A 24085-nucleotide genomic window follows, 5' to 3' on the forward strand; every position below is an offset into this window, starting at 1 on the left:
CGCCAGCCACCGGATTCCCGACCGCAGATGAGCAGACCCCCGATCTACAAGCGCGTCCTGCTCAAGCTCTCCGGCGAGGCGCTGATGGGCACGCGCGACTACGGCCTCGACATCGCCGTGCTGAAGAACATCGCGCAGGATATCCACGACGTCGTGGCGCTCGGCGTCGAGGTCTGCATGGTGATCGGCGGCGGCAATATCTTTCGGGGTGTCGCCGGGGCCTCGGCGGGCATGGACCGGACGCAGGCCGATGCGATGGGCATGCTGGCGACCGTGATGAACGCGCTGGCCATGCAGAACTGGCTGGAGAAGCTGGGCGTGCCGACCCGGGTGCAGTCCGCCATCCCGATGGCCAGCCTCTGCGAGCCCTTCATCCGCCGCCGTGCCATGCGGCACATGGAGAAGGGCCGCGTGGTGATCTTCGCCGCCGGCACCGGCAACCCCTTCTTCACCACGGATACCGCCGCCGCGCTGCGCGCCAATGAGATGGGCTGCGACGCGCTGCTGAAGGGCACGCAGGTGGACGGCGTCTATTCCGCCGATCCGCGCAAGAGCCCGAACGCCGAACGCTACACCACGATCACCTATCTCGATGTCCTGTCCCGCGACCTGGCGGTGATGGACGCCGCGGCCATCAGCCTGGCGCGGGAGAACAAGCTGCCGATCGTCGTGTTCAACATCCACGAACCTGGTGCCTTCACCGCCGTCATGAAGGGCGAGGGGAAGTTCACCACCGTGGTCGATCCATAAGGGAAAGCTGGCATGGCCGCTGACTTCGCCGAATACAAGCGCGAGCTGCAGCGCCGCATGGACGGCGCGCTGGAGACGCTGAAGAAGGAATTCCAGGGCCTTCGCACCGGGCGCGCCAGCCCCGCGCTGCTGGAGCCGATCCGCGTCGAGGCCTATGGCAATGTCCAGCCGCTGGTGCAGGTCTCCAATATCTCCGTGGCAGGCCCCGGGCTGCTCTCGGTCCAGGTCTGGGACAAGTCCGTGGTGAAGGCGGTGGAGATCGCGATCCGCGATTCCGGCCTCGGCCTGAACCCGCAGACCGAGGGCCAGGTGGTGCGCGTGCCGCTGCCGCCGCTGACCACGGAACGGCGCAACGACCTTGTGAAGACCGCCGGCAAATATGCCGAGGCCAGCAAGGTTGCCATGCGCGGCGTTCGGCGCGATGCGATGGAGACCGTGAAGTCCTGGGAGAAGGACAAGAAGTCCGAGGTCAGCCAGGACGACGTGAAGCGGTGGACGGACGAGATCCAGAAGATGACCGACCAGAGCATCAAGACCGTGGATGCGACCCTGGCCGAGAAGGAAAAGGACATCCGGACAAGCTGATGGCAAGCGTGGCGGCCTGGACGGTCGGGCGATGAGCGCCGCGGCGAAGCCGCTGGACGGCATCGCGACGAAGCCGCTGGAAGGCGCGGCCGCGCGCGACCTGCCGCAGGGCACGGCGCCGGCCCGCGCAGGGCGCGAGGGCGGGCCGCCCCGGCACATTGGCATCATCATGGATGGCAACGGCCGCTGGGCGACCGCCCGTGGCCTGCCGCGCGCGCTCGGCCACAAGGCCGGTGCCGAGGCGGTGCGCCGCACCATCGAGGCCGCGGCCAAGGCCGGCATCGGCTGGCTGACCCTTTTCGCCTTCTCCTCCGAGAACTGGCAGCGCCCGGCCGAGGAGGTGCGCGACCTGACCGGCCTGATGCGCATGTACCTCCGCTCCGAGGTCGCGACCCTGGCGCGGGAGGGGATCCGGCTGCGCGTGATCGGGGAGCGCGAGCGTTTCGGCGCGGAGACCGCGCAGGCCATCACGGCGGCGGAGGCCGCGACGGCGCAGGGCACGCGGCTGAACCTGAATGTCGCCGTCTCCTACGGCGGGCGGGCGGAGATCGTCGCGGCGGCGCAGCAGATCGCGCGCCGCGTCGCGGCCGGCACGCTGGATGCGGAGAAGGTGGACATGGCCGAATTCGCCGGCCAGCTCTCCACCGCCGGCATGCCGGATCCGGACCTCATCATCCGCACCAGCGGCGAGCAACGCCTGTCCAACTTCCTGCTCTGGCAATCGGCCTATGCCGAATTCGTCTTCCAGGACGTGCTCTGGCCGGATTACGGCGCGCCGCATCTGGCGGAGGCGATCGCCGAATTCTCCCGCCGCGAACGCCGCTATGGCCTGCGGGTCGCGTGAGCCGGCCGCTGCGATGATCACCGCCCCGGTACCCGGCCAGCCCGGCGCCCCGCGCCGGAACTGGGCCGACCTGCGCAAGCGGGCGCTTTCGGCCGCCGTGCTGCTGCCGGCGGCGCTGGCCTGCATCTGGTTCGGTGCCGAATCCTTTACCGCCATGGTGGCCATCGCGGGCGCCGTGCTGGCCTGGGAATGGGTGCATCTCTGCGGCCGTCGCACCCGGGTCTTCCCGGGGCTGGCCGTGCCGCTGGTGGTCTGCGCCGCCGGCGCGCTGGCGGTGATGGAGCAGGTGCGGCTCGGCCTGGTGCTGCTGCTGGCCGGCTCCGCCGCCACCTGGCTGGGCGTGTCCCTGCTCGGGCGGCGGTCCGGCATCACCCAGCCGGCGCGGCGCCTTGCGCTCGGCGTGCTCTATATCGGGCTCGCCGGCCTCGCGCTGATCGAGCTGCGGCACGACAACGAGGCCGGGCGCGGCAATGTCCTGTTCCTTTTCGTCGTGGTCTGGGCCTCCGATATCGGCGCCTATATGGCCGGCCGGGCGCTGGGCGGGCCGAAGCTGGCGCCCGCCATCTCGCCCAACAAGACCTGGTCGGGCGCGCTGGGCGGGCTGGCCGCGGCGCTCGTCTTCGGCGGGGCCTGCGCGCTGGCCTTCACGCCCGGCGCCTGGTGGCCGGCGGTCGCCATGGTGGCGCTGCTGGTCAGCATCGCCTCCCAGGCGGGCGACCTTCTGGAATCCGCGATCAAGCGCCACTTCAAGGTGAAGGACACCTCCTCCCTCATCCCCGGCCATGGCGGGTTGCTGGACCGGCTGGATGGCGTGCTGGCGGCGGCACCGGTGGCGGCGCTGCTGTCCTATGCGCTGGGGCAGGGGCGGCCGCTATGGGGATGGGCCTGGTGACACGTTCGGTCTCGATCCTGGGCTCCACCGGCTCCGTTGGCCGCTCCACCATGGCGCTGCTGGATGCGGCGCCGGAGGGTGCCTTCCGGGTCGAGGCCCTGGTCGCCAATCGCGATTCTGCGCAGCTTGCCGAACAGGCGCTGCGTCACCGGGCGCGGCTGGCGGTGGTGGCCGATGAGACGGCCTATGCCGATCTGAAGGCGGCGCTGGCCGGCAGCGGCGTTGAGGCCGCGGCCGGCGCGGCGGCGGTGGAGGAAGCGGCCGCCCGGCCGGCGGACTGGACCATGGCCGCCATCGTCGGCGCCGCCGGCCTGCGGTCCACGCTCGCCGCCCTCGCCCGCGGCGGCACGCTGGCGCTCGCCAACAAGGAAAGCCTGGTCTGCGCGGCGGAGCTGGTGCTGGCGGTGGCGAAGCAGGGCGGCGCCACCCTGCTGCCGGTCGATTCCGAGCACAACGCCATCTTCCAGGCGCTCGATGGCCAGGACCCGGCGGGGGTGGAGAAGATCATCCTCACCGCCTCCGGCGGCCCCTTCCGGGACTGGAGCCTGGAGCGCATGGCCCACGCCACGCCGGCCGAGGCGGTGCGCCACCCGGTCTGGTCCATGGGCGCCAAGATCAGCATCGATTCCGCCACCATGATGAACAAGGGGCTGGAGCTGATCGAGGCCGCGCGCCTGTTTCCGGTGCCGGAGGCGCGGATCGAGATCCTGGTGCATCCGCAATCCGCCGTGCACGGCCTGGTGCAATTCGCCGATGGCTCGCTGATGGCCCAGCTCGGCACGCCCGATATGCGCACGCCCATCGCCCACGCCCTGGCCTGGCCGAAGCGCATCCATGTCGGCGCGCCGCGGCTGGACCTGGCCGCGCTCGGCCGTCTGGATTTCTCCGCGCCCGACCCGGTGCGCTTCCCCTGCCTGCGCCTGGCGCGGGAGGCCTTGCAGGCGGGCGGCGGCGCCCCGACTATATTGAACGCCGCGAACGAGGTGGCGGTGGGGCTCTTCCTCGACGGCCGCCTCGGCTTCCTGGAGATCGCGGCGGTGGTGGAGGCGACTCTGCAGGGTATGGTGACCGCGCGGGCGGAGGGGCTGGAGGATATCCTGGCCCTCGACGCCGCCGCCCGCCGGGCCGCATCCCGCCATGCCGGGGCCCGCGCCGCGGTGAACTGAGATTTCGGCCTGACGGGCCGCTGGAGAACACCTTGGATTTCCTGCCCGACCCGATCCGCACCCTCCTGGCCTTCGTGGTCGTGCTGGGCGTGCTGGTGTTCTTCCACGAGCTCGGCCACTACCTCGCCGCCCGCTGGCGCGGCGTCCATGTGGAGCGCTTCTCGGTCGGCTTCGGCCGGGCCATCGCCTCCTGGACCGACCGGCAGGGCACCGAATGGCGCATCGGCTGGCTGCCGCTGGGCGGCTATGTGAAGCTACACGGCCAGGAACAGCCGGAAGACGTGTCGGAGGAGGTCCGCGCCAGCTGGCGCCCTGGCCAGACCTTCCACGAGAAGCCGGTGGGCGATCGCGCCATCGTCGTGGCCGCCGGGCCGCTGGCCAATTTCGTGCTCGCCGCGCTGATGTTCGGCGCGCTCTACATGACGGTGGGCCAGCCGGCCGCGACCACCGCGGTCGGCACCGTGCAGGAAGGCTCCGCCGCCGCCGCTGCCGGCCTGCTGCCGGGCGACCGGATCCTGGCGCTGGACGGCCAGGCGGTGACGCGCTTCGAGGAGGTGCAGCGCCATATCCAGCCGCGCGCCGGCACGCCCGTGGCGGTGACGGTGGAGCGGGAGGGCGCGCAGCGCACCCTGACCGCGACGCCCGCCGCGCGCACGACCGGCGAGACCACGGTGGGCATCCTCGGCGTCGGCGCCGCGCCCGCGCAGTTCGAGCGGCTGAACCCGCTCAGCGCGCTCTGGGCCGGCACGGTGCAGACGGTCGATATCACCCGGCAGACCCTGGCCGCGGTCTGGCAGATGATCGCCGGCGGGCGGGGGGCGGAGGATCTCGGCGGCCCGCTGCGCATCGCGCAGATGTCGGGCCAGGTGGCGGAGCTCGGCATCGCCAGCCTGGTCTCCTTCATGGCGGTCCTGTCCGTGAACCTGGCGCTGATCAACCTGTTTCCCATCCCGGTGCTGGATGGCGGCCACCTGATGTTCTATGCGGCCGAGGCGATCCGCGGCCGGCCACTGCCGCCGCGGGCGCAGGAATACGGCTTCCGCGCCGGATTCGCGCTGCTCATCACGCTCTTCGTCTTCGCCACCTGGAATGACCTGTCGCAACTCGGCGTGGTGCGCTGGGCGGCGGGGCTCTTCGGCTGAGGTCGGAGCGCGCTGAAAATCCTCGCATTTTAGCAAGCAGCGCCGCGGGGCAGGCCGAATCTGCCCCGCTTCGGCCGCTTTTGACCGGCAGCTTGCGGGGCAGGGGGCGGGCGGTCACGCCGCCGGGGGTGGCGGCCCTCCGGCCGCTCGGGTAGTCTCCGCCGCCTTACTCACCCCCCCGGGGATACACCTCTTGGTCGCCAATCGGCTTCTCCTGCTCGCCGCCACCTGCCTCGTCCCGGTCGGCCTCGCCCTGACCGCGGAGGCGCAGACACGCGGCCCGCGCGCCCCCGCCGCCGCATCGCCCGCCGCCTCCGGCGTCGTGCGCGGCATCGACGTGACCGGCAACCAGCGAATCGAGGCGGATACCATCCGCTCCTACATGCTGCTGCAGCCGGGCGATCCCTTCGATGCGGACCGGCTGGACCGCAGCCTGCGCACGCTCTTCGCCACCGGCCTGTTCCGGGACGTGACGGTGGCCCGCGCGGGAGACCGGATCCAGGTCGCGGTGCAGGAGAACCCGATCGTCAACCGCGTGGCCTTCGAGGGGAACAGCAAGGTCTCCGACGATGTGCTGACGCCGGAGGTGACGCTGCGCGCCCGCGCGGTCTTCACCCCGCAGGCGGCGCAGGCCGACCGGCAGCGCATCCTCGACCTCTATGCGCGCCGCGGCCGCTTCGCCGCGCGCGTCGAGCCCAAGGTGATCGAGCTCGACCAGAACCGCGTCGACGTGGTCTTCGAGATCACCGAGGGCGATGCGGCCCTGGTCAGCCGCGTCAGCTTCGTGGGCAATACCGCCTTCTCCGACAGCCGGCTGAAGGACGTGGTCGCGACCCGCGAGCAGGCCTGGTACCGGATCCTGTCGACCTCCGACATCTATGACCCGGAGCGGTTGAACTTCGACCGCGAGCTGCTGCGCCGCTACTACCTGCGCCAGGGCTATGCCGATGTGCAGGTCACCGGCGCGGTGGCCGAGCTGGCGCCGGACCGCAGCGGCTTCTTCGTGACCTATACGATCGACGAGGGCCCACGCTACCGCGTCGGCCGCGCCGAGATCACCAGCTCGCTCCGCGGCGTGGAGCCCGATTCGCTGCGCGGCGAGCTCGCGATCTCGGAAGGCGACTGGTACGACGGCGACGCCGTGGAGCGCTCGGTCGAGGCGCTGTCGGATGCCGTGGGCCTGCGCGGCGTGCCCTTCGTCGAGGTCCGCCCGCGCGTGGTGCGGGACCGGGAGAATCGCCGCGTCGACGTGACCTTCGAGGTCGCCGAGGGTGCGCGCGCCTATGTCGAGCGCATCGACATCACCGGCAATAGCCGCACCGCGGACCGCGTGATCCGCCGCGAATTCCGCATCGCGGAGGGCGATGCCTTCAATGCCGCGCAGGTGCGCCGCTCGCGCCAGCGCATCCGCGACCTGGGCTATTTCGGCAATGCCGAGATCAATGTGCAGCCCGGCTCCGCGCCGGACCGCACGGTGCTGGCCACCACGGTGACGGAACGCCCGACCGGCGAGATCTCGCTGGGCGGCGGCTTCTCCACCGATGCCGGCTTCCTGACCGACTTCGGCATCCGGGAGCGCAACTTCCTAGGCACCGGCGTCGACACGCGCCTGCAGACCCTGCTGGCGCAGCGCCGCACGCAGGTCGATTTCTCGATCACCGACCCGTCCTTCATGGACCGCAACCTGGCCGCCGGGCTCGACCTTTTCTACATCACCCGCGACCTGCAGGACACGTCGAGCTATTCGGAGAAGCGCGTCGGCTTCGCGATCCGCGCGGGCTACGAATTCAATGAGCGCGTGCGGCAGAGCTGGTCCTACAGCCTGGTGCAGCGCGATATCTTCGACGTGCAGACCGATGCCAGCCGCTACATCCAGGAGCAGCGCGGCGTCACCCTGCTGTCGCAGATCGGCACCACCCTGTCCTACGACGTGCGCGACAGCCGGATCGAGCCGCGCAGCGGCTATATCGCGCGCGTCGGCACCGATGTGGCGGGCCTCGGCGGCGATGTCGCCTATGTCCGCTGGCGCGGTGACGTGGCGGGCTATATCCCGCTGGAGCGCTACCTGGGCGCGCCGGAATACGTGCTGGCGCTGCAGGGCGGCGTCGGCCTGCTCACCCCCTGGGGCGACCGGCCGGAGCGGATCATCGACCGCTTCTTCCTGGGCGGCGACAATCTGCGTGGCTTTGCGCTCGCCGGTGCCGGCCCGCGCGATACCTCCAGCGCCGGCAATGACGACCCCCTGGGTGGCCGCCTGATCTGGACGCAGACCACGGAGCTGCGCTTCCCGCTGCCGCTGCCCTCCGAGATCGGGCTGCTCGGCCGCGCCTTCGTCGATGTCGGCTCGCTGTCGCGCACGCCGGTCTCTGGCGAGGGCGTGCAGGACGATGCCTCGCCGCGCGTCGGTGCCGGCGTCGGCATTTCCTGGCGCACGCCGGTCGGCCTGATCAATATCGACATCGCCCAGGCGGTGGTGAAGAAGTCCTACGACGAGACGCAGCTGGTGCGTTTCGGCTTCGGCACCCGTTTCTGAGCCCTATCCGGAATCCTCGCCCCATGCGCCTGCGTCATCTTCTCGCGGCCTCCCTGGTTCTCGCGCCCTCCCTGCTGCTGGTCCCGCAGGCGGATGCCCAGCAGCAGCAGGGCCAGCAGTGGTTCGTCCCCCCCGCCCAGGCCCAGGGCCAGCAGCAGCGCCCGCCGCAGGGCCAGCCGGCGCAGGGCCAGGCACAGCGCCCGCCGCAGCAACAGCAGCAGCGGCCGGCCACCGCCCCGGCCGGCCAGCGCCCGCCGGCACCCGTCATCGCCATCGTCGATATCCCCGAGGTGCAGCGCCTCTCCGCCGCCTTCAACCAGGTGCGGGAGGAGATCGAGCGGCGCCGCGCCAAGCTGAACGAGGATCTGCAGCGCGAGCAGGGCCGCTGGCGCGAGGAACAGCAGGCGCTGGCCGCCGCCCGCGCCACCCTGGCGCCGGAGCAGCTGCGCGCGCGGGAGCGGGAGCTGCAGGAGCGGATCACCGATGCCCAGCGCATCTTCCGCGACCGCTCGCGCGCCATCGACCAGGCGGCGCAGGGCGGGCTGCAGCAGATCGAGCAGGCGCTGGGCGCCGTGATCCGTCAGGTCGCGGCCTCCCGCGGCGTGAATATCGTGCTGCCGCGGCCGCTGGTGATCTTCAACGACGCCGCCTTCGACCTGACGGATGAGATCTCCGCCCAGATGAACCGCGTGCTGCGCAGCGTGAACCTGCCGGCCGAGGGCGCCGCCCCCGCGGATGCGCCGGCCGCCGGTGCGCCCGCCGCCGATGGCGCCCCGCCGCCGCCGCCGCCGCCCGCCCCGGCCGCGCCCGCGCGACGGAACTGAGGGATGGCCGCGGATCCCCGCTTCTTCCCGGCGGGATCCGCCCTGACCCTGGCGGAGGCCGCCGCCGCCGCCGGCGGTGAGCTGGTGGGCGGCGATGCCGCGCTGCGCATCACCGGTGTCGGCCCGCTGCAATCGGCCGGGCCGGCGGAGGTCAGCTTCCTGGACAACCGGCGCTATGCCGCCCAGCTCGCCGCCACCCAGGCGGCGGCGGTGGTGCTGGCGCCGGAGATGCTGGCGAAGCTGCCCGCCGGTCGCGCCGCCATCGTCACCGCGCAGCCCTATCTCGCCTTCGGCCGCATCGCCCGCGCCTTGCATCCCCCCGTCGCGCCCCGTCCGGGCGTGCATCCCGCCGCCGTGGTCGATCCCAGCGCCAGCATCGGCCCGGGCACGGAAATCGGTCCCTTCGCGGTGATCGAGGCCGGGGCCGAGATCGGCGCCGGCTGCATCATCGGCCCGCATGCCGTCGTCGGCGCCGGGGTGGTGCTGGGGGAGGGCTGCCGGATCGGCGCCCATGCCAGCCTGAGCCATGCCATCGCGGGTCGCTTCGTGGTGCTGCATCCCGGCGCCCGGGTGGGGCAGGAGGGTTTCGGCTTCGCCGTCACCCCCGAGGGACGCTTCGAGACCATGCCCCAGCTCGGCCGCGTGCTGCTGGAGGATTTCGTGGAGATCGGCGCCAATGCCTGCGTCGATCGCGGCAGCCAGACGGATACCGTGCTGGGCGCCGGCACGCGCCTCGACAACATGGTGCAGATCGGCCACAACGTGCGCACCGGCCGGGGTTGCGTACTGGTCGCGCAGGTCGGGATTTCCGGCTCCACCCGCCTCGGCAACGGGGTGCAGATGGGCGGACAGGCCGGCGTCACCGGCCATCTCGAGATCGGCGACCGGGCGCAGATCGCGGCCCAGTCGGGCGTGATGTCCGATGTCGGGCCGGGGGAGGTTGTCGGCGGCTCGCCGGCCCTTCCGATGCGCGAGACCTTGCGCGCCCATGCCACGCTGCGGCGGCTGGCCGCCAAGCCCGGCAAGCCGGCGCCTTAATTCGCCAGGGAGCGAACGGAAGACAGGATCATGGACGCGACCGCAGAAAACACGCCGGAGCCCGCGATGGGGACGGCCGACATCGCCCGCATCATGCAGGCGATCCCCCACCGCTTCCCCTTCCTGCTGGTGGACCGCGTGGTGGAGATCGTGCCCAATGTCTCCGCCATCGGCATCAAGAACGTCTCGATCAACGAGAACTTCTTCCAGGGCCACTTCCCGCAGCACCCGGTCTTCCCGGGCGTGCTGATCATCGAGAGCATGGCTCAGACCGCGGCCGTGCTGGTGGTGGAGACGCTGGGACCCTCCGCCCAGGGCAAGCTGGTCTATTTCATGACCGTCGACAGCGCCAAGTTCCGCAAGCCGGTGGTGCCCGGCGACCAGATGCGCGTGCATGTCCAGAAGGAGAAGCAGCGCGGCAATATCTGGAAATTCACGGCGGAGGCGAAGGTGGACGGCAAGGTGGTGGCCGAGGCCAGCTACGCCGCCATGATCCTCGACAAGTGAGCGAAAGCGGCCCCGTGGATTCCGAAATGATGCCGGCCTTCATCCATCCCGCCGCCTACGTCGCGGACGGGGCCCAGATCGGCCCCGGATGCCGGATCGGGCCGGGCTGCGTCGTGGGGCCGGAGGCCGTGCTGGGGCAGGGCGTGGAGCTGATCGCCCATGTCGTGCTCGATGGCCGGGTGACGCTGGGCGATGGAGTGAAGGTCTATCCCTTCGCCACCATCGGCCTGCCGCCGCAGGACCTGAAATACAAGGGCCAGCCCACCGGCGTGGCCATCGGCCCCCGCACCCAGGTGCGCGAACACGCCACCATCCATCGCGGCAGCACCGGCGGGGATGGCATGACGCGCATCGGCGCCGATGGGCTGGTGATGTGCGTGGCCCATGTGGGCCATGACTGCAATATCGGCGATGGCGTCATCCTGGTGAACAACGTGATGCTGGCCGGCCATGTCGAGATCGGCGATTTCGCCGTGATCCAGGGCGGCGCCGCCATCCAGCAATTCGTCCGCATCGGCCGCATGGCCATGGTGGCCGGCATGTCGGGCGTCGAGCGCAATGTGCTGCCCTATGGCCGCGTGAAGGGGTTTCGCGCCAAGCATGCCGGGCTGAACACCATCGCCATGCGGCGCCGCCTGGGCCTGAGCAAGGACCAGGTGATGACGGTGGCGCGCGCGGTGCACGACCTCTATCGCGGTGGCCGGCCGGATGAGGCGGTGGAGGCCGTCGCTGCCGCCTATCCGGGCAATCCCCAGGTGGCCGAGATCCTGGCCTTCGCCCGCAACCGCGGGCGCCACGGCCTGATCCCCTTCGGCCGCTACTCCGACGAGGAGGAGAGCGGGGAGGCCTCGTGACCTTCCCCCTCGGTCTGCCCCTCGGATTGATCGCCGGCGGCGGCATCATGCCGCTGCGCGTGGCGGATGCGGCGCGGCGCGCCGGCCGCCCGGTCTTCGCCGTGCTGGTCGAGGGCTTTGCCGATCCCCGCGAATGGGCCGCCTGGCCGCATGAGGTGGTGCGCCTCGGCGCCATCGGCCGCATGCTGGGCCTGCTGCGCCGCGCCGGCGCGCGGCAGCTGGTGCTGGCCGGGCGGGTCAAGCGGCCCTCCCTGTTCTCGCTCGGCCTGGACGGGGAAGGCGTGCGGCTGATGGCCCGGGTCGGGCGCCGGGCGCTGTTCGGCGGCGACGACGCGCTGCTGACTGCCATCGTCACCGTGCTGCGCGAGGAGGGGTTCGAGCCGCTGGGCGCGCAGCAGGTTTTTGCCGAGCTGCTGATGGAGGCCGGCTGCCCGACCCGCGCCCAGCCGGATGCCGAGGCGCTGGAGGATATCCGGCGCGGCATCGCCGTCGCCCGCCAGCTCGGCGCCGCCGATGCCGGCCAGGGCTGCGTCGTGCAGCAGGGGCTGGTGCTGGCGCTGGAGGCGATCGAGGGCACCGACGCCATGCTCGCCCGCGCCGGCGAGCTGCGCCGCGAAGGCCCGGGCGGTGTCCTGGTCAAGCTGGTGAAGCCGGCGCAGAGCAAGCTGGTGGACCTGCCCGCCATCGGCCCCGACACCATCCGCGCCGCCGCCGCCGCCGGGCTGCGCGGCATCGCGGTGGAGGCGCGGCGGAACGGTCACGTCGGCACCATCGTTCTCGACCGCGACGCCACCATATCGGAGGCCGACGCCGCGGGGCTGTTCCTGCTGGCGATGGATGCCGACCAGATCCTCAAGGAAGGGATTTCGCCATGAGCCAGGGCTCGCTGCTGCACACCATGATCCGCGTCGGCAATCTCGACCGCAGCGTGGACTTCTACACCAGGCTGCTCGGCATGAAGGAGCTGCGCCGCCGCGACGTGCCGGAGGGCAAGTATACGCTGGTCTTCGTCGGCTATGCCGAGGAGTCCACCGGCGCCGCCGTGGTCGAGCTGACCTACAACTACGGCACCGAGAGCTATGAGATGGGCAATGCCTTCGGCCACCTCGCCGTCGGCGTGCCGGATATCTACGCGACCTGCGACAGGCTGCGCGCCGGCGGCGCCAGGATCACGCGCGAACCCGGCCCGGTGAAATTCGGCACAACGGTCATCGCCTTCGTCGAGGATCCGGACGGCTACAAGATCGAGCTGATCGAGCGGAAGTAATCCCGGCCACATGGCGATCCTGACACCGCTGGAGGATGCCCTCGCCGGCATGACGGATGCCGCGCGGGCGCTGGCGGGGCGGGAAAGGGTTCGGCTTGCCGTCACCGGCCTGTCGCGGGCCGGCAAGACGGTGTTCCTGACCTCCCTGGTCGCCAACCTGCTGGCCGCAGGGGCGGGGGTGAATACCCTGCCGGCGCTGGCCGCCGCCTCCGGCAACCGGCTGCGCGGGGCGCGGCTGGTGCCGCCGGGGGTGGAGGCGACGCCGCGCTTCGACGCCGCCGCGCATCTGGAGGCCCTGGCCGCCGACCCGCCGCGCTGGCCGGAGCGCACCGAGGACCTGTCCACCCTCGAGATCGCGCTGGACCTGGCGCCGGCCTCCTGGCTCGGCCAGGCGCGCGGCTGGGTGGCGGGGGAGCGGCGCGTCACGCTGGAGCTGCTGGACTATCCCGGCGAATGGCTGCTGGACCTGCCGATGCTGGACCAGTCCTATGACGACTGGTCGCGCGAAACCCTGGCCCGGCTGCGCCAGGGCCGGCGTGCCGCGGTGGCGCAGGACTTTCTTCAGTTCGTCGATTCCCTGCCGCCCGGCGCGCGAGACGACGAGGCGCTGGCCCGGCAGGGCTTTCGCCTCTATCGCGCCGCCCTGCTGCGCTGCCGGGACGACCTCGGCTTCCGCTTCCTGCAGCCCGGACGCGCGCTGAACCCCGGGCCGCGCGGGGAGGCGCCGCTGCTCTGGTTCTTCCCATTGCCCGGCGGCAGCCAGGGGGAATTGGGCCGGCTGCTGGCGCGCCGCCACGCCGCCTATCTGGCAGATCAGCGAACCGCCTTCTTCGAACCCTTCTTCCGCCGCTTCCGCCGCCAGGCGGTGCTGGTGGATGCGCTGGGCGCGCTGCATGCCGGGGAGGAGGCCTTCGACGACACCGCCGCCGCGCTGTCGGCCATCGCGACGGCGCTGCGGCGCGGCGGCGGCTGGCTGAACCTGCTGACCGGCCAGGGCGTGCAGCATGTGGGCTTCGCCGCCACCAAGGCGGACCATGTGCCGGCCGCGCAGCGGGATGCGCTGGTGGGGCTGCTCGGCGACCTGGTGGGGCGGGACACGGCGGGGGCAGGGGGCGCCACAACCTCCGTCCACGCCATCGCCGCCCTCCGCTGCACCCAGGACGACCTGGCCCGCGTCGACGGGCGGGACGTGCAGGCGGTGCGGGGCGTGCTGCTGGACGGCGGGCGCAGCGCGCGGATCTATCCCGGGGAGGTGCCGGACCGCCGGCCCGATCACGCCTTCTGGAGCCATGGCGAATTCCGCATGCCCGTCTTCCGCCCGCCGCGGCTGACCGGTGACGGGCTGTCCGGAATGCCCCATCTGGGGCTGGACCGGATGCTGGCATCCCTGATCGGAGACCTGCTTTGAGCGATACCCCGCGCGGTCCCCGCGACGCCCCGCGCGGCCCCAGAATCCTGACCGAGGACAGCCTGGCCCCCGCGCCGCGCCTCGATTTCGGCTGGGACCAGGCGGTGGCGCCGGTGGTGCTGCCGCCGGCCCCGGGCGGCCGCTGGTCCGCACTCAGCCTGGCCGCGGGCGGCATCGGCGTGCTGCTGGTCGGCCTCTCCGCCATCGATGTCGGCGGCTATGTCGCGGACCAGTTTTCGCGCGCCCCCTGGCTGGGCTGGGTGACGCTTTCCGTCGCCGTTGCGGGCTACGGGCTCATCGCCGCGGCCTTCCTGCGGGAGCTGCGCGGGCTGGCCGGCCTCGGCACGGTGGAGCGCGGCCGGGCCGCCGTCGCGCGCGGTGATTTCTCTGCCAGCCGGTCCGCCATCCTGGACTGGGCGGCGAGGCTGCCGGAGGCGCAGGCCATGCTGCCCGCGCTGCGCAAGGCGCCGGACCTGCCGACGCTGCTCGCCCTGCTGGAGGCAGGTCCCCTGGCGACGCTCGACCGCGCCGCGGTGGCCGCCGGCCGCGCCGCCGCGCTGCAATCCCTGGCGGCCACCGCCATCGTGCCATCCCCGGCGCTGGATGGCGTCTTCATCGCCTGGCGCGGCCTGCGACTGGTGCGGGAGGTGGCGGCGATCCACGGCCTGCGCCCCGGGCTGCTCGGCACGCTGAAGCTGCTGCGGCGCACGCTGTTCGAGGCCGGGGCCGTGGCCGCCGCCGATGTGGCCATCAATGCGGCGGTCACCGCGGTGACCACGAACCCGCTGGTCGCCTCGGTGGTCGGCGATGCCGCGACCGGCGCGGTGGCGGCGCGGCGCATGCTGTTGCTGGCCCGCGCCACGGCGCGCGCCTGCCGGATCGTCACGCCGCGTTGAAGGCGGGAAAAGGCCGCGCCCATCCCGGCCGGCGGCCGCCGCAGCTTCGGCCTTCCGGCCGGAAATGCCCAGCCAGGGCGCGAGGCGCGCCCCCTCAGGCCAGGCGCTGCGTCGGCCGGCGGGCCGGGCGGGCCACCGGCACCCGCGGCGTGCCGAGCGGCAGAGGCGCGGCGGGCAGGGCACGCATCGCCTCCTCCCGCTGCATCCGGCCCGGCGCCACGGCGCCGCCCTCTTCCCGCGGCTGCGGGAACAGCACCGAATGGCCCCAGACGCAGCCCACCAGCATCATCGCGCCCAGCGCCAATTGCGCTGGCAGCGGCAGGCTGGTGAGTGCGATGATGGAGCTCGTCCAGACCGCCGTGCCGACGAAGCCTGCGAGCCAGAAGCTGACCTTGGACACGCTGAGCATGCCGACCTCCGGGGTGGAGCGACTAATTTATCGCCCGTTAATCTAATTTTTAGACTTTCCCCGGCGCGCACGTCAAGCAGGAAGTCAGGTCACAGCGCCTCCCCGGACGCGGCCAGGATCCGCGCCAAAGCCTCGGGCCGGCCCAGCGCCACCAGCACCGCATCGATCGGCGGGCTCTGGGTGCTGCCGGTCAGCGCCACGCGCAGGGGTTGTGCCACCTGGCCGAGCTTGACGCCCTTCACCTCGGCATAGTCGCGCAGCCATTGTTCCAGATCGGCCCGCTCCCAGGGCGCATCGGCCAGGAACTGGGCGAGGTCGGCCAGCCGCGCGCGGGCCTCCTCGGTCAGCAGCGCGGCGGCCTTGGCATCCGGCACCGGGGCGCCGTTCGCCACCGCGAAGACCGCCGCATCGGCCAGTTCCACCAGCGTCTTGGCCCGCGCCTTCAGGTCCGGCATCAGGGCGCGGATTCTGGCAGCGGCCTCCGTCCCGAAGTCGATGCCGCGCTTCGTGAAGCGCGCCAGGACGTCCCGCACCAGCCGGTCATCCTCCGCCGCGCGCAGATAGACGCCGTTCAGATGCGTCAGCTTGGCATAGTCCATGCGGGAGGCGGCGCGGCCGACATCGGCCAGGTCGAAGAGTTCGATCGCCCGGTCCCGCGGCACGATCTCCTCATCACCATGGCCCCAGCCGAGGCGCAGCAGGTAGTTGCAAAGCGCCTCCGGCAGGAAGCCCTGCTCGGCGAATTCCAGCGCCCCCACGGCACCGTGGCGCTTCGACAGCTTCGCGCCATCCGCGCCATGGATCAGCGGGATATGGGCGAAATGCGGCCGCCGCCAGCCCATGGCGTCATAGACCATGCATTGGCGAAACGTGTTGGTCAGGTGATCGTCGCCGCGGATGACATGGGTGATGGCCATGTCGTGGTCGTCCACCACCACGGCATGCAGATAGGTGGGCGTGCCGTCCGAGCGCAGGATGATCATGTCATCCAGCTCGGAATCGGCGACCCGCACCTCGCCCTGCACCAGGTCGGCCACCACCGTCTCCCCGCCGCGCGGGGCCTTGATGCGGATGGCGGCGGGCAGGGCGGGGGCCTGGGCCGGGTCAAGGTTCATCCAGCGGCTGCCGTCATACTTGAAGGGGCGCTTGGCTGCCTCGGCCTCCGCCCGCATCGCCGCCAGCTCCTCGGGCGTGTCGTAGGCGAGATAGGCCTTTCCGGCGTCCAGCAGCGCGCGCGCCACCTCGGCATGCCGCGCCTCCCGGCTGGTCTGCATCACCGGCGGCTCGTCCGGGCTCAGCCCGAGCCATTCGAGGCTGTCCAGGATCTGCTGCACGGCCGCCTGGGTGCTGCGCGCCTTGTCGGTGTCCTCGATCCGCAGCAGGTACTGGCCGCCATGGTGGCGGGCGAAGAGGTAGTTGAACAGCGCGGTGCGGGCGCCGCCGATATGCAGATAGCCCGTGGGCGACGGGGCGAAGCGCGTGCGGACCGACATGATGTTCCGTGTCCCGGCAGGAAAGTGGGACGGGCTGCTTAGCGCGGATCGGCGGGCCGCCAAAGCGGGCCGGGCAGAGGCCCGTTGCGGCGCAGCGTTAATGTCTCCACCATGGGTTGAATGTCTGTCGCCCTTCATCCTGTTGAACGGCAGGGCGCGGTCGCGCGGATCGGCGACTGGCTGCTCGCGCAGCTCGCCGCGCAGCACGGCAGGTTCGCACCCTGGCTGGCGGTGGCGCTGGGCGCTGGCGTGCTCTGGTACTTTGCCCAGGCGACGGAGCCCCGTGCGCAGCCGCTGTGGCTGGCAGTGCCGCTGCTCGGGCTTGCCGCCCGGCTGGCCCGGCGCCGGTGGCTGCTGGGCTGGGCGGTGGCCCTGCCGGCGGCGGCGCTGCTCGGCGCTGGGCTCACCGCCTGGCACGCGGCCCGCCAGCCGGCGCCCCTGCACCTGCCCTTTGGCGCGGTGCTGGTGGAAGGGCTGGTGGCGCAGGTGGAACCGCTGCCGGAGGGCCATCGCGTGACGCTGCGGGGCGCAAGCCTGGGCCAGGATCCGCCGCTGGCGCGGCAGATCCGGGTCCGGCTGCGCAAGGACGACCCGACCCTGCCGCAACCCGGCGACCGGCTGCGCCTGCGCGCCCTGCTGCGGGAGCCCGGTGCGCCCGCCGTGCCCGGCGGCTACGACTTCCAGCGCGCCGCCTTCTTCTCCGGCCTCGGCGGTTCGGGCTTCGCGCTCGGCCCGGTGGAGCGGCTGGAGGGCGGCGGGGAGGGGTCCTGGTTCGCCGCGCTGCGCGCCCGGCTGGACCGGGAGGTGGCAGCCGCCATCCCCGGCGCGGCGGGCGCGGTGGCTGCGGCGCTGGTCACCGGCACGCAGAGCGCCATCCCGGCCCCCGCCATGGTCGCAATGCGCGATTCGGGCCTGGCGCATCTGCTTTCCGTCTCCGGCCTGCACATGGCCATCGTCATGGGGCTGGTCTTCTTCGTCGTGCGATTGGCGCTGGCGCTGGTGCCCTGGGTGGCGCTGCGGGTGCCGGGCAAGGCGGTGGCGGCGCTGGCGGCGCTGGCGGCGGGTGGCTTCTACATGCTGTTGACCGGGTCCCAGGTGCCGATGCAGCGCTGCCTCGGCATGGCGGCGCTGGTGACGCTCGCGCTGCTCAGCGGCCGGCGCGCGCTCTCGCCACGGGTCGTCGCCATTGCCGCGGCCGGGGTGCTGGCGCTGGCGCCGGCCGAGTTGCTCGGCCCCTCCTTCCAGATGTCCTTCGCCGCGGTGCTGGCGCTGATCGCGGGGCATGAGGCGGCGCGGCCCTGGCTGGCGCGGCTCGGCGGCGGCTGGTGGCGGCCGGCGCTGCTATTCGTCCTCGGCCTGGTGCTGACCTCGGCGCTCGCCGGCGCGGCGACGGCGCCCTATGGCCTGCATCACTTCGGCCGGCTGCAGCTCTTCGGCATCCTGGCCAATGCGGTGGCGGTGCCGCTCACCTCCCTGCTGGTCATGCCGGCCGCGCTGCTGGCCATGCTGGCGCTGCCGCTCGGTCTGGCGGAATGGCCGCTCTGGGCCATGGGATGGGGGGTGGAGGGGATCCTGGCGGTGGCCAGGGTGGTGGCCGCCTGGCCGGGTGCCGCGCCGGCCCTGCCACCGCTACCCGGCTGGGGCCTGGCCCTGGCCAGCCTGGGCCTTTGCTGGCTGTGCCTGTGGCGCGGCGCGCTGCGCGCCTGGGGCCTTCCGATGATCCTGGCCGGCCTGGCCACGCCGCTGGCCGCGCCGCCGCCGGACCTGCTGGTCTCGGGCGATGCGCGGATCGTGGCGCTGCGGACGGCGGAGGGGGTCTATCTGCACCGCCTGCCCGGCGCCCGCGCCTTCCTGCAGGAGAATATGCTGCGCGCCATGGGTGCCACGCAGGCGCTGGCCTTGCCGGAAACCGGCACGGCCGCCGGCGGCGCGCTGGCCTGCACCCCGGCCGCCTGCCGATTCCGCCCACGCCCCGATGCGGCGGAGGCGGTGCTGCTGCGCGGCCCGCCACCCGCCCGCGGCCAGCGATCCGCCCCGCTGGATGCCACGCCCTTCTGCGGCGCACTGGTGGTGGCGCTGGAGCCGCTGCGGCCGCGCTGCGCGACCGGCGAGAGCATCGACCGCTTCGCCATGTGGCGGGATGGCGCCCAGGCCGCCTGGCTGGGGAAGGCGGGCGCCCGGCGGCTCAGCGATCGCGCCTGGCGCGGCGACCGCCCCTGGGTGCCGCCGGAGCCACTGCCGGGCCGGGCGGAAACTTTGCCACTCGCCCCCGTTGATGAGGCTGCGCGTTAACTATTTTTTTGCATCCAAGGCCGAAAATCACGGAATAGTGAGGCCAGGAGGAAATGCGATGACGATGGTCCTGATGCTGGGCGTCGGACTGGCAACCGGCGCCATGACGATGCTGGCCTGGCAGCGGCTGCACGCCTGGCGCAATGCGCGCAAGCTGGAATGGGACCCCTACTGAGGGGCTCCCGACCCTCAGTAGCGGCGCAGCAGGCCGATCAGCCGGCCCTGCACCCGGACGCGGTCCGGGCCGAAGATCCGGGTCTCATAGGCCCGGTTCGCGGGCTCCAGCGCCACCGAATTGCCGCGCCGGCGCAGGCGCTTCAGCGTCACCTCCTGGTCATCGACAAGGGCCACCACGATGGCGCCGTTATCGGCCGTATCGCCGCGGCGGATGATGACGGTGTCGCCGTCCAGGATCCCGGCCTCCACCATCGAATCGCCGGCCACTTCCAGCGCGTAGTGCTCCCCGCCGCCCAGCAGCGCCGCCGGCACATCGACCATCGCCGTGTCCCGCGTCGCCTCGATCGGCATGCCGGCGGCGATCCTGCCATAGAGCGGCAAGGCCACAGACCCCGCCTCGTTCGCCGCCTTCTGCACACCGGAAAGGCCCGGCGCGAAATGTCCGCGGATGACATTCGGCGTGAAGGCGGGCTGGGCCGGGGCCGGGGCGGGCGGGGCCTCGGCGCGGCGCGGCGCCACATTCTCCGGCAGGCGCACCACCTCCAGCGCCCGGGCCCGATGCGCGCGGCGCTTCAGGAAGCCGCGCTCCTCCAGCGCCGTGATCAGCCGATGGATGCCCGACTTCGACTTCAGCCGCAGTGCCTCCTTCATCTCCTCGAAGGAGGGGGAGAACCCGGTCGCGCGCAGATGCTTGTCGATGAACATGAGCAATTCGTGCTGCTTGCGGGTGAGCATGGTTTTCTCCAGCACCGGCAGGCGGACCTGGATGGCCCCGAACAAACAAGCAACCGGCATGGATGTTCTATGTAGGTTCCTGCTCGGGCGTCAAATGTTTTCCACACGACCTGCCACAAATGCAGGCAGATCGGTGGCTCAGATGCCGTATTGCCCCAGCGGAATGGCCGGCACCTCGGCCCCCTCCGGCAGCGCCGGGGCCAGGGCCGGCCTCAGAATCAGCGCCTCCGCCCGCGCCAGGTTCGCGAGCATGGAACTGTCCTGCTGCGGGAAGGGCGTCGCCACGGTGTGGCCGGCCGAATCGAGATGCAGAGTCGCCCGCAGATGGTCGAATCGGCGGTCGTTTGCGGGCAGGGCGGTGCCGGCGCGGACCAGGATCGTGGGCAGCGGCGCGGCAGGCAGGCCGGAGAGGACGGCCAGCGCCGGCAGCAGGAACTGCACGCCGCAGACCAACGCCGAGACCGGATTGCCCGGCAGGCCCAGCACCGGCGTGGCGCCGAGCCGGCCCCAGATCAGCGGCTTCCCCGGCCGCATCGCGATCTTCCAGAAGTCGAGGGCGAATCCCTGCTCGCCCAGCGCCGCCTGGATCAGGTCGTGCTCGCCGACGCTGGCGCCGCCCGTGGTCACCAGCAGGTCGCAGCCCCGCGCGGCGGCGGCCGCGGCGGCGATCGCGTCCCGGTCATCGGCCACGATCGGCAGCACCAGCGGATCGCCGCCACCCGCGCGCACCAGGGCGGCCAGGGCATGGGCATTGGAGCTGACGATGCCGCCCGGGGGAATCGGCTCGCCCGGCAGGGCGATCTCGTCCCCGGTGGCCAGGATGCCGATGCGCGGCCGGCGATGCACGGCGAGCCAGGGGTGGTTGGCCGCCGCCGCCAGCCCGATGTCGCGGGCGGAAAGCCGCCGCCCGGCCGGCAGCAGGGTTTCGCCCGAAGAGAAGTCGAGCCCACGGCGGCGGATCCAGCGGCCGGGCTGAACCGCCTCCCGCACCTCCACCGCCCCGTCCCGTGCCTCGGCATCCTCCTGCAACAGGATCCCGTCCGCGCCCTCCGGCACGAAGCCGCCGGTAAAGATGCGGACTGCCTGGCCGGGGGCGAGCTGGCCCGCATAGGGATGCCCGGCCGGTGCGGCCCCTGCCACGGCGAGGGTTGCGCCGAGAACCGCATCCGCCGCACGCACCGCATAGCCATCCATGGCGGAAACATCCGCCGGCGGCTGGGTCAGCCGCGCCACCACGGGCTGGGCCAGCACGCGATTCCAACCTTCGGCAAGTGCCACCGTCTCCGCCGCCGTGGGGCGGAGGGCGTCCAGGATGCGGGCGCGAGCTTCTTCGAGCGGGATCATCAGGCCGACTCGTAAACCCCCGACTTTCCGCCGGATTTATGCACCAGGCGCACCGCCTCGATCCGCATGCCGCGATCGGCGGCCTTGCACATGTCGTAGACGGTCAGCGCGGCCACCGTCACCGCCGTCAGCGCCTCCATCTCCACCCCGGTCTGGCCGGTGACCTTGGCGAGCGCCTCGATCTCCACCGCATCCGGCTCGGCGATGGTGAGGTCCACCGTCACCTTGGCCAGGGCCAGGGGGTGGCAGAGCGGGATCAGGTCGCTGGTGCGCTTGGCGGCCATGATGCCGGCGATGCGGGCGATGCCCAGCACATCGCCCTTGCCGACCGTGCCCTGGCGGATCAGCGCCAGCGTCTCGGGCGCCATGGTGATGCGGCCACGGGCGACCGCCACCCGATGCGTCGCCGCCTTGTCCGAGACATCGACCATGGCGGCCGCGCCGGCCGCGTCGAAATGGGTGAGGGTCATTCGATCGCGGTGATCAGCTCGCGCGCCGCCGCTTCCACGTCCGGCTGGCGCAGCAGGTGCTCGCCCACCAGCAGGCAGCGGGCGCCGGCGCGGCACATGCGGCGCACATCCTCCGGCGTGCGGATGCCGCTTTCGCCGACCGGGATGCGATCGGCCGGGATCTGCGGGATCAGCTCATCCGAGGTTGCAAGATCTGTCACCAAGGTCTTGAGATTCCGGTTATTCACCCCAATCAGCCGCGTCTCCAACCCCAGCGCCCGGTCCAGCTCCCGCTGGTCATGCACCTCGGCCAGCACCGCCATGTCCAGCGACCGGGCGATATCCTCCAGCTCCTGCGCCTGCTCGTCCGACAGGGCCGCCAGGATCAGCAGGATGGCATCCGCCCCCATGGCCCGGGCCTCGAAGACCTGCCAGGGATGCACCATGAAGTCCTTGCGCAGAACCGGCAGCGCGCAGGCCGCGCGCGCCTGCACCATGTGGCCGAGGTCGCCCTGGAACCAGGGCGCGTCGGTCAGCACGGAGAGGCAGGCGGCGCCGGCGGCCTCATAGGCGCGGGCCAGCTCGGCCGGCTCGAAGGGCTCGCGAATCAGCCCGCCAGAGGGGGAGGCGCGCTTGATCTCGGCGATCAGCCCGACCCGGCCTTCCGCCACGGCGGCGCAGAGCGCGCCGGTGAAGTCGCGCGGCGGGGCGGCGTGGCGGGCCTGGCTCTCGATCTCGGAGAGCGGCATGGCGGCGGACCGCTCCCGCACCTCCTCGTATTTGTCGGCGAGGATGCGGGCCAGCGTATCGGAGACGACGGGGGAGGAGACGTTCATCGGGGAGGGTGCTCGGGTCAGGGGGGCACGGCCGCGCTGGATCGCAGCCGGTTCAGCACGGCCAGGGCCGCGCCGCTGTCGATGGAGGTGGCGGCCAGCGGCACGCCCGCGCGGATGTCGTCCACCCGGCCCGCCACCACAAGGGCTGCCGCCGCATTCAGCAGGACGCAATCGCGATAGGCGCCTGGCGTCCCCTCCAGCAGCGCCTGCAGGGCCGCGGCATTCTCGGCCGGATCGCCGCCCTTGAGCGCCGAGGTCGGGGCGCGCGGCAGGCCGGCCTGTTCCGGCGCCACCTCGAATTCCCGGATGCGCCCGTCGCGCAGTTCCACCACCTGGGAGGGACCGGCCAGCGTCAGCTCATCAAGGCCCATGCCATGCACCAGCCAGGCGCGTTCCGTCCCCAGCCGCGCCAGCGTCTCGGCCATCGGGCGGAGCCATTCGGGGGCGAAGACGCCGGTCATCTGCCGCGTCACCCGCGCCGGGCTCGCCATCGGGCCGAGCAGGTTGAAGATGGTGCGCGTGCCGAGCTCAACGCGCGGGCCGGCGGCATGGCGCAGCGCCGAATGGTGGCGGGGCGCCATCAGGAAGACCATCCCGGCCTCCTCCAGCACCCGCGGCAGCGCCTCCAGCGGCGTTTCCATCACCGGGATGCCAAGGGCGGACAGCGCATCCGCGGCGCCGGAGCGCGAGGACAGTGCGCGGTTGCCGTGCTTGGCCACCTTCACGCCGCAGCCGGCCACCACCAGGGCGGCTGCGGTCGAGATGTTCAGCGTGCCCGCGGCATCGCCCCCGGTGCCGACGATATCCATGGCATCGGGCGGCACCTCCACGGCCACCATCCGTGCCCGCATGGCCCGGACCGCGCCGGTCATCTCCGCCACCGTCTCGCCGCGGACGCGCATGGCCATCAGCAGCCCGGCGATCTGCGCCGGCGTCGCCTCGCCGGCCATGATCATGCCGAAGGCAACCTCCGCCTCGCTCTCCGCCAGCTTTTCGCCTGCCGCGAGCCTCGCAAGGATTTTTTTCATGCTGCCGCGGTCGTGGAGGCGAAGGTGTTTCGCCGCGTCGCGAGGGCCAGGAAGTTGCGAAGCAGGTCGTGGCCGTGCTCGCTGGCGATGCTCTCGGGGTGGAACTGCACGCCCCAGATCGGCAGGTCGCGATGGGCGAGGCCCATCACCAGGCCATCCGCGGTGCGAGCGGTGGGGATCAGCGTCTCGGGCAGGTCCTCCACCACCAGGGAATGGTAGCGCGTGGCCCGGAAGGGGGAGGGCACGCCCGCAAAGATGTCGGTGCCGCCATGAGTCACCTCCCAGACCTTGCCATGCACCGGCTCCGGCGCCCGCACCACGCGGCCGCCAAAGGCCTGGCCGATGGCCTGGTGGCCGAGGCAGACGCCCAGAAGCGGCATGCGCGCTTCCGCGGCCGCGCCGATCAGGTCGAGGCAGATGCCGGCCTCATTCGGCGTGCAAGGGCCTGGCGAAAGCACGATCGCCTCCGGCCGCAGGTCCATCGCGGCCTGCACCGAGAGGGAATCATTGCGCCGAACCTCAGCCACTGCCCCAAGATCACCGAGGAAGTGGTAGAGATTGAACGTAAAACTGTCGTAGTTGTCGATCAGGAGGATCATGATCAGGTGACTTTTGT

General features: G+C 72.1%; 24 protein-coding genes. 16 read left to right on the forward strand and 8 right to left on the reverse strand.

The window, feature by feature from the left end:
* Positions 1-27: 27 nt before the first annotated feature.
* The 15 genes from pyrH (at position 28) to ACTIF1_RS02455 (ending at position 14706) form a co-directional block, all read left to right on the forward strand.
* Positions 28-750, forward strand: a complete 723-nt coding sequence (pyrH, locus tag ACTIF1_RS02385; RefSeq protein WP_439594765.1) for a UMP kinase — start codon at positions 28-30, stop codon at positions 748-750.
* A 12-nt stretch (positions 751-762) separates the two neighbouring features.
* Positions 763-1335, forward strand: a complete 573-nt coding sequence (gene frr, locus ACTIF1_RS02390; protein WP_439594766.1) for a ribosome recycling factor — start codon at positions 763-765, stop codon at positions 1333-1335.
* A 31-nt stretch (positions 1336-1366) separates the two neighbouring features.
* A complete protein-coding gene (uppS, locus tag ACTIF1_RS02395; RefSeq protein WP_439594767.1) occupies positions 1367-2179 on the forward strand; it encodes a polyprenyl diphosphate synthase in 813 nt (270 codons plus the stop codon).
* Between the two features lie 13 nt (positions 2180-2192).
* Positions 2193-3071, forward strand: a complete 879-nt coding sequence (locus ACTIF1_RS02400; RefSeq protein WP_439594768.1) for a phosphatidate cytidylyltransferase — start codon at positions 2193-2195, stop codon at positions 3069-3071.
* On the forward strand, positions 3059-4237 hold the full coding sequence (dxr, locus tag ACTIF1_RS02405) for a 1-deoxy-D-xylulose-5-phosphate reductoisomerase (RefSeq protein ID WP_439594769.1): 1179 nt from the start codon (positions 3059-3061) through the stop codon (positions 4235-4237). Before ACTIF1_RS02400 ends, dxr begins: the two co-directional genes overlap by 13 nt.
* A gap of 32 nt (positions 4238-4269) precedes the next feature.
* Entirely contained in the window at positions 4270-5379 is a 1110-nt protein-coding gene (gene rseP, locus ACTIF1_RS02410) for an RIP metalloprotease RseP (protein ID WP_439594770.1), read from the forward strand.
* Positions 5380-5572: 193 nt separating this feature from the next.
* Complete coding sequence (gene bamA / locus ACTIF1_RS02415) at positions 5573-7912, forward strand: outer membrane protein assembly factor BamA (RefSeq protein WP_439594771.1); 2340 nt, start codon at positions 5573-5575, stop codon at positions 7910-7912.
* A 23-nt stretch (positions 7913-7935) separates the two neighbouring features.
* The gene (locus tag ACTIF1_RS02420; protein WP_439594772.1) at positions 7936-8736 is read left to right on the forward strand and encodes an OmpH family outer membrane protein; all 801 of its coding nucleotides are present in this window, start codon (positions 7936-7938) and stop codon (positions 8734-8736) included.
* A 3-nt stretch (positions 8737-8739) separates the two neighbouring features.
* Positions 8740-9774, forward strand: a complete 1035-nt coding sequence (lpxD, locus tag ACTIF1_RS02425; RefSeq protein ID WP_439594773.1) for a UDP-3-O-(3-hydroxymyristoyl)glucosamine N-acyltransferase — start codon at positions 8740-8742, stop codon at positions 9772-9774.
* A gap of 30 nt (positions 9775-9804) precedes the next feature.
* A complete protein-coding gene (fabZ, locus tag ACTIF1_RS02430; protein WP_439594774.1) occupies positions 9805-10281 on the forward strand; it encodes a 3-hydroxyacyl-ACP dehydratase FabZ in 477 nt (158 codons plus the stop codon).
* 29 nt (positions 10282-10310) lie between these two features.
* A complete protein-coding gene (gene lpxA, locus ACTIF1_RS02435) occupies positions 10311-11135 on the forward strand; it encodes an acyl-ACP--UDP-N-acetylglucosamine O-acyltransferase (protein ID WP_439594775.1) in 825 nt (274 codons plus the stop codon).
* Positions 11132-12010 (forward strand): LpxI family protein, encoded by an 879-nt coding sequence (locus ACTIF1_RS02440; RefSeq protein ID WP_439594776.1) that lies wholly within the window; start codon positions 11132-11134, stop codon positions 12008-12010. The genes lpxA and ACTIF1_RS02440 overlap by 4 nt, the downstream gene beginning before the upstream one ends.
* On the forward strand, positions 12007-12402 hold the full coding sequence (gloA, locus tag ACTIF1_RS02445; RefSeq protein ID WP_439594777.1) for a lactoylglutathione lyase: 396 nt from the start codon (positions 12007-12009) through the stop codon (positions 12400-12402). The genes ACTIF1_RS02440 and gloA overlap by 4 nt, the downstream gene beginning before the upstream one ends.
* Before the next feature lie 10 nt (positions 12403-12412).
* The gene (locus tag ACTIF1_RS02450; protein WP_439594778.1) at positions 12413-13810 is read left to right on the forward strand and encodes a YcjX family protein; all 1398 of its coding nucleotides are present in this window, start codon (positions 12413-12415) and stop codon (positions 13808-13810) included.
* Positions 13807-14706: a DUF697 domain-containing protein gene (locus ACTIF1_RS02455; protein WP_439594779.1), complete on the forward strand. Its 900-nt coding sequence runs from the start codon at positions 13807-13809 to the stop codon at positions 14704-14706. The genes ACTIF1_RS02450 and ACTIF1_RS02455 overlap by 4 nt, the downstream gene beginning before the upstream one ends.
* A gap of 94 nt (positions 14707-14800) precedes the next feature.
* Here the strand turns inward: ACTIF1_RS02455 and ACTIF1_RS02460 are convergent, their stop codons facing one another.
* Together ACTIF1_RS02460 and gltX are read right to left on the reverse strand one after the other, a co-directional pair.
* Positions 14801-15115 carry a hypothetical protein gene (locus ACTIF1_RS02460; protein WP_439594780.1) on the reverse strand — a complete coding sequence of 105 codons (315 nt, stop codon included), beginning with the start codon at positions 15113-15115 and terminating at the stop codon, positions 14801-14803.
* An 89-nt stretch (positions 15116-15204) separates the two neighbouring features.
* Positions 15205-16608, reverse strand: coding sequence for a glutamate--tRNA ligase (gene gltX / locus ACTIF1_RS02465; RefSeq protein WP_439594781.1), 1404 nt, complete (start codon positions 16606-16608; stop codon positions 15205-15207).
* A 120-nt stretch (positions 16609-16728) separates the two neighbouring features.
* Between gltX and ACTIF1_RS02470 the strand changes: the two genes are divergently transcribed.
* Complete coding sequence (locus ACTIF1_RS02470) at positions 16729-18900, forward strand: ComEC/Rec2 family competence protein (RefSeq protein WP_439594782.1); 2172 nt, start codon at positions 16729-16731, stop codon at positions 18898-18900.
* Between the two features lie 189 nt (positions 18901-19089).
* Here the strand turns inward: ACTIF1_RS02470 and lexA are convergent, their stop codons facing one another.
* The 6 genes from lexA to ACTIF1_RS02500 all read right to left on the reverse strand — a co-directional run bounded on the left by lexA (position 19090) and on the right by ACTIF1_RS02500 (position 24068).
* Positions 19090-19812 (reverse strand): transcriptional repressor LexA, encoded by a 723-nt coding sequence (gene lexA / locus ACTIF1_RS02475; RefSeq protein ID WP_439594783.1) that lies wholly within the window; start codon positions 19810-19812, stop codon positions 19090-19092.
* Positions 19813-19950: 138 nt separating this feature from the next.
* Positions 19951-21156: a molybdopterin molybdotransferase MoeA gene (locus tag ACTIF1_RS02480; RefSeq protein ID WP_439594784.1), complete on the reverse strand. Its 1206-nt coding sequence runs from the start codon at positions 21154-21156 to the stop codon at positions 19951-19953.
* Positions 21156-21626 (reverse strand): cyclic pyranopterin monophosphate synthase MoaC, encoded by a 471-nt coding sequence (moaC, locus tag ACTIF1_RS02485; protein WP_439594785.1) that lies wholly within the window; start codon positions 21624-21626, stop codon positions 21156-21158. The genes ACTIF1_RS02480 and moaC overlap by 1 nt, the downstream gene beginning before the upstream one ends.
* On the reverse strand, positions 21623-22441 hold the full coding sequence (trpC, locus tag ACTIF1_RS02490) for an indole-3-glycerol phosphate synthase TrpC (protein ID WP_439594786.1): 819 nt from the start codon (positions 22439-22441) through the stop codon (positions 21623-21625). The genes moaC and trpC overlap by 4 nt, the downstream gene beginning before the upstream one ends.
* Before the next feature lie 17 nt (positions 22442-22458).
* A complete protein-coding gene (gene trpD, locus ACTIF1_RS02495; RefSeq protein ID WP_439594787.1) occupies positions 22459-23469 on the reverse strand; it encodes an anthranilate phosphoribosyltransferase in 1011 nt (336 codons plus the stop codon).
* On the reverse strand, positions 23466-24068 hold the full coding sequence (locus tag ACTIF1_RS02500) for an anthranilate synthase component II (protein ID WP_439594788.1): 603 nt from the start codon (positions 24066-24068) through the stop codon (positions 23466-23468). Before ACTIF1_RS02500 ends, trpD begins: the two co-directional genes overlap by 4 nt.
* Between the last annotated feature and the right edge of the window lie 17 nt (positions 24069-24085).

Origin of the sequence: Falsiroseomonas sp., assembly GCF_051860665.1 — a bacterium.
Lineage (GTDB): Bacteria > Pseudomonadota > Alphaproteobacteria > Acetobacterales > Acetobacteraceae > Falsiroseomonas.

Excerpts from the sequence above, each read along its gene's own strand:
- lexA (WP_439594783.1), bottom strand. The coding sequence starts at position 19,812 with ATGCTCACCCGCAAGCAGCACGAATTGCTCATGTTCATCGACAAGCAT.
- ACTIF1_RS02500 (WP_439594788.1), bottom strand. The coding sequence starts at position 24,068 with ATGATCCTCCTGATCGACAACTACGACAGTTTTACGTTCAATCTCTAC.
- lpxD (WP_439594773.1), top strand. The coding sequence starts at position 8,740 with ATGGCCGCGGATCCCCGCTTCTTCCCGGCGGGATCCGCCCTGACCCTG.
- gltX (WP_439594781.1), bottom strand. The coding sequence starts at position 16,608 with ATGTCGGTCCGCACGCGCTTCGCCCCGTCGCCCACGGGCTATCTGCAT.
- trpC (WP_439594786.1), bottom strand. The coding sequence starts at position 22,441 with ATGAACGTCTCCTCCCCCGTCGTCTCCGATACGCTGGCCCGCATCCTC.
- ACTIF1_RS02450 (WP_439594778.1), top strand. The coding sequence starts at position 12,413 with ATGGCGATCCTGACACCGCTGGAGGATGCCCTCGCCGGCATGACGGAT.
- ACTIF1_RS02480 (WP_439594784.1), bottom strand. The coding sequence starts at position 21,156 with ATGATCCCGCTCGAAGAAGCTCGCGCCCGCATCCTGGACGCCCTCCGC.
- ACTIF1_RS02400 (WP_439594768.1), top strand. The coding sequence starts at position 2,193 with ATGATCACCGCCCCGGTACCCGGCCAGCCCGGCGCCCCGCGCCGGAAC.
- ACTIF1_RS02460 (WP_439594780.1), bottom strand. The coding sequence starts at position 15,115 with ATGCTCAGCGTGTCCAAGGTCAGCTTCTGGCTCGCAGGCTTCGTCGGC.
- dxr (WP_439594769.1), top strand. The coding sequence starts at position 3,059 with ATGGGCCTGGTGACACGTTCGGTCTCGATCCTGGGCTCCACCGGCTCC.
- lpxA (WP_439594775.1), top strand. The coding sequence starts at position 10,311 with ATGCCGGCCTTCATCCATCCCGCCGCCTACGTCGCGGACGGGGCCCAG.
- ACTIF1_RS02470 (WP_439594782.1), top strand. The coding sequence starts at position 16,729 with ATGTCTGTCGCCCTTCATCCTGTTGAACGGCAGGGCGCGGTCGCGCGG.
- trpD (WP_439594787.1), bottom strand. The coding sequence starts at position 23,469 with ATGAAAAAAATCCTTGCGAGGCTCGCGGCAGGCGAAAAGCTGGCGGAG.
- moaC (WP_439594785.1), bottom strand. The coding sequence starts at position 21,626 with ATGACCCTCACCCATTTCGACGCGGCCGGCGCGGCCGCCATGGTCGAT.
- frr (WP_439594766.1), top strand. The coding sequence starts at position 763 with ATGGCCGCTGACTTCGCCGAATACAAGCGCGAGCTGCAGCGCCGCATG.
- fabZ (WP_439594774.1), top strand. The coding sequence starts at position 9,805 with ATGGACGCGACCGCAGAAAACACGCCGGAGCCCGCGATGGGGACGGCC.
- ACTIF1_RS02420 (WP_439594772.1), top strand. The coding sequence starts at position 7,936 with ATGCGCCTGCGTCATCTTCTCGCGGCCTCCCTGGTTCTCGCGCCCTCC.
- gloA (WP_439594777.1), top strand. The coding sequence starts at position 12,007 with ATGAGCCAGGGCTCGCTGCTGCACACCATGATCCGCGTCGGCAATCTC.
- uppS (WP_439594767.1), top strand. The coding sequence starts at position 1,367 with ATGAGCGCCGCGGCGAAGCCGCTGGACGGCATCGCGACGAAGCCGCTG.
- pyrH (WP_439594765.1), top strand. The coding sequence starts at position 28 with ATGAGCAGACCCCCGATCTACAAGCGCGTCCTGCTCAAGCTCTCCGGC.